The sequence below is a fragment of the Micrococcus sp. HSID17227 genome (genome assembly GCF_003989405.1).
GTDB classification, from domain to species: domain Bacteria; phylum Actinomycetota; class Actinomycetes; order Actinomycetales; family Micrococcaceae; genus Micrococcus; species Micrococcus luteus.
Window position 1 is genome coordinate 1 of sequence record NZ_RBLN01000264.1, and the last position, 3048, is coordinate 3048.

Consider the following 3048-nt stretch of genomic DNA (forward strand, 5'->3'; position numbering starts at 1 on the left):
AGCCGGCCAGCCAGGCCGTGAGCGCCGCGAGGCACGCGTGGACCGCCTCGCGGGGCACGTGCTCGTCGTCCGTGTGGGCCAGGAGGGCGTCGCCGGGGCCGAAGTTGACCGCGGCCACGCCCAGCTGGGAGAACCGGGCCCCGGCCGTCCACCCGCACTTGGGCTGGGGCGCTCCCCCGACGGCCGCGACGCACGCGGCGGCGGCCGGCCGGTCCAGACCGGGGCGGGCGGCGGGCGAGGCGTCGTCGATCCGCACCTGGGCGTCCCAGTCCACGCCGGCCCCCTCCAGCACCGCGCGCACGTGCGCGTGGGCCTGGTCGAGGGTCTTGTCCGGAGCGAACCGGTAGTTCAGGTCCACGGACGCCTCGTCCGGGATGACGTTGCCCGCGACGCCGCCGGCCACGCGGATCGCGTGCAGCCCCTCGCGGTACTCCAGGCCCTCCACCGTGACCGTGGCCGGCTCGTACGCCGCCAGGGCGGTGAGCACGGGGGCCAGCTTGTGGATCGCGTTGTCGCCGCGCCAGGCGCGGCCCGAGTGCGCCGCGACACCGGAGAAGGTGACGCGGTACCGGCACGTGCCGTTGCAGCCGCCCTCCACGACGCCGTCGGTCGGCTCGAGCAGCACCGCGAAGTCGCCCTCCAGCAGCTCGGGGGCCTGGCGGGCCACGCGGGCGAGGCCCGACAGGTCCGAGGAGACCTCCTCGTGGTCGTAGAACACCCACGTGACGTCGTGCACGGGGGTCGGGCCGTCCGCGCGGCCGAAGCGGCCGGCCAGGGCCAGCTGCACGGCGACGCCGGACTTCATGTCCACGGCCCCGCGGCCGTACAGCACGTCCCCGTCCCACGCCGAGGGCACGGTCCCGCGCGAGCCCGGCACGGTGGGCAGGGGCACCGTGTCCAGGTGCCCGGCGAGGATCACGCGGGTCGGCCGCCCCAGAGCGGTGCGGGCGACGACGGCGTCCCCGAACCGCCGCACCTCGAGGCCGCCGAGGGCGCGCAGGGCCTGCTCGACGGCGTCGGCCAGCGGCCCCTCCTCCCCCGAGACGGAGCGCACGTCCAGCAGGGTGGCGGTGAGCGCCGCGACGTCGAGGTCCGGATCGGCGAGGTCGGGCAGGGGCACGGGGGTGAGACTCATGTGTCCAGTCTACGGACGCGCCTCCCACCGCCCTGCAGCGTGCCACCGCCACTCAGTAGGCTGAGGCGCATGACCCAGACCGCTGCACAGCAGCCCTCCCCCCGTCTCGTCTCCGGCCACGGCCTGGCCACCACGGCCGCCGACGGCGCCGTTCTGGACGTGTGGTTCCCCGCCCCCGTGGCCGGCCCGCTCTCCGCTGCGGACGCCTCGCTGCGCGACACCCTGCGCGCCCTCGCCGCGGACGACGCGGACCGCGGGACCACGCAGGCCGTCGTCGAGCTGGAAGTCGACCTGGACGCCGCCCCGGCCTCCACCGCGGACGCGTGGCTGCGCCTGCACGCCCTCTCGCACCGCCTGGCGCGGCCGAACGAGCTCAACCTCGACGGCGTCTTCGGGCTGCTCACCAACGTGGTGTGGACGAACCACGGACCCTGCGCGGTCGCCGACTTCGAGCTGACGCGGGCGAGGCTGCGTGCCCGCGGCGCCGTGCAGGTGTACGGCGTGGACAAGTTCCCGCGCATGACGGACTACGTCGTGCCCTCCGGGGTGCGCATCGGCGACGCGGACCGGGTGCGCCTGGGCGCCCACCTGGCCGAGGGGACGACCGTGATGCACGAGGGCTTCGTCAACTTCAACGCGGGCACCCTGGGGCACTCGATGGTGGAGGGCCGGATCTCGGCCGGCGTCGTGGTGGGCGACGGGTCCGACGTCGGAGGCGGCGCGTCCATCATGGGCACGCTCTCCGGCGGCGGCACCCAGCGGATCGTGATCGGCGAGCACGTGCTGCTCGGCGCGAACTCCGGCGTGGGCATCTCCGTCGGCGACGACTGCGTGGTCGAGGCCGGTCTGTACGTCACCGCGGGCACGCGCGTGAGCGTGCTCCAGGACGGCGAGGCGGCGCGGACCGTGAAGGCCGTGGACCTCTCCGGCGTGCCGAACCTGCTGTTCCGCCGCAACTCCACCACGGGCCGGGTCGAGGCCCTCCCCCGCGCCGGCCGGACCGTCGAACTGAACGCTGCGCTGCACGCGAACTGACCCGTCGCGCCAGGCCCGCGGCTCTTCCCTCCCCTCCCCGTTCCCCGCCGCGTTGGGGGGCGATTTCCGGTGGTATCCCGCCGGGATAACGCCCACTATCGCCCCCGGAGCTCCACGGCGGTCCGGGGGCGGGGCGACGACGGCGGCACGCGGCGCGGGCCGCCGGCTCCTGCACAGCGGCGCTCGCCCCGCGCGTCGTCCCCGTGCCACGTCCACCTCGCCCCGGGCGCCCCGCCGGTGTCGTCCGATGGGTGCATGCCGCGCGTCGTGACTCCTCTGCCGCCCGACCAGCCCGCCGTCCTGTTGGCCACGGACCTGGCCCGACTGGGACTGCCGCCCGACCGCGCCCGCCGGTCGGACCTGGAGCGGGTGGGGCAGGGCATCCACCGGCAGCGGGCGCACCCTGGCACGGGATGGGCCGACCTGGGCCTGCCCGAGCCCGGGCACGGCTTCTCCCCCGATCACCTCGCCGCGCTTCTGCGCCGACGCCCGGATGCCGTCCTCTCCCACGAGACCGCGGCCCACCTGCACGGTCTGCCGATGCCCGCGCGTGCCTGGCGGCGGCGCGACCCGGCGACCGGCGAGCTCGACGTCGACCCGCCGGTTCACCTCACCGTGGCCCGGGGGACACGACGCGTCCGGCGGGCTGGTCTGATGGACCACCGGCGGCCGCTGGCGCCCGAGTTCGTCACGCACGTGCACGGCCTGCGCGTCACCACGGTCGATCGCACCTGGCTGGACCTGTGCTCCCTGACTCCCCCGTGGACGTTCGAGGACCTCGTGGCCGCCGGGGACCACGCCGTCCGGCACCCGTGGACGCCCGCGGGCCGGACGGATCCGGCCACCACGATCGCCGCGCTGCGGTCGGCGCTGCACGC

The 3048-nt window shown here is 76.1% G+C and carries 2 protein-coding genes and 1 pseudogene; 2 read left to right on the forward strand and 1 reads right to left on the reverse strand.

Annotation, left to right across the window (positions count from 1 at the left end):
* Positions 1-1135: succinyl-diaminopimelate desuccinylase (dapE, locus tag D8M29_RS10550; RefSeq protein WP_127445956.1), on the reverse strand; the 1135-nt coding region annotated here is incomplete at its 3' end.
* Positions 1136-1204: 69 nt separating this feature from the next.
* On the opposite strand from dapE, the gene dapD reads away from it, so the two are divergent.
* Positions 1205-2170 carry a 2,3,4,5-tetrahydropyridine-2,6-dicarboxylate N-succinyltransferase gene (dapD, locus tag D8M29_RS10555; protein WP_036339180.1) on the forward strand — a complete coding sequence of 322 codons (966 nt, stop codon included), beginning with the start codon at positions 1205-1207 and terminating at the stop codon, positions 2168-2170.
* 255 nt (positions 2171-2425) lie between these two features.
* Positions 2426-3048: pseudogene (locus D8M29_RS10560) on the forward strand (hypothetical protein); the annotation flags it as partial.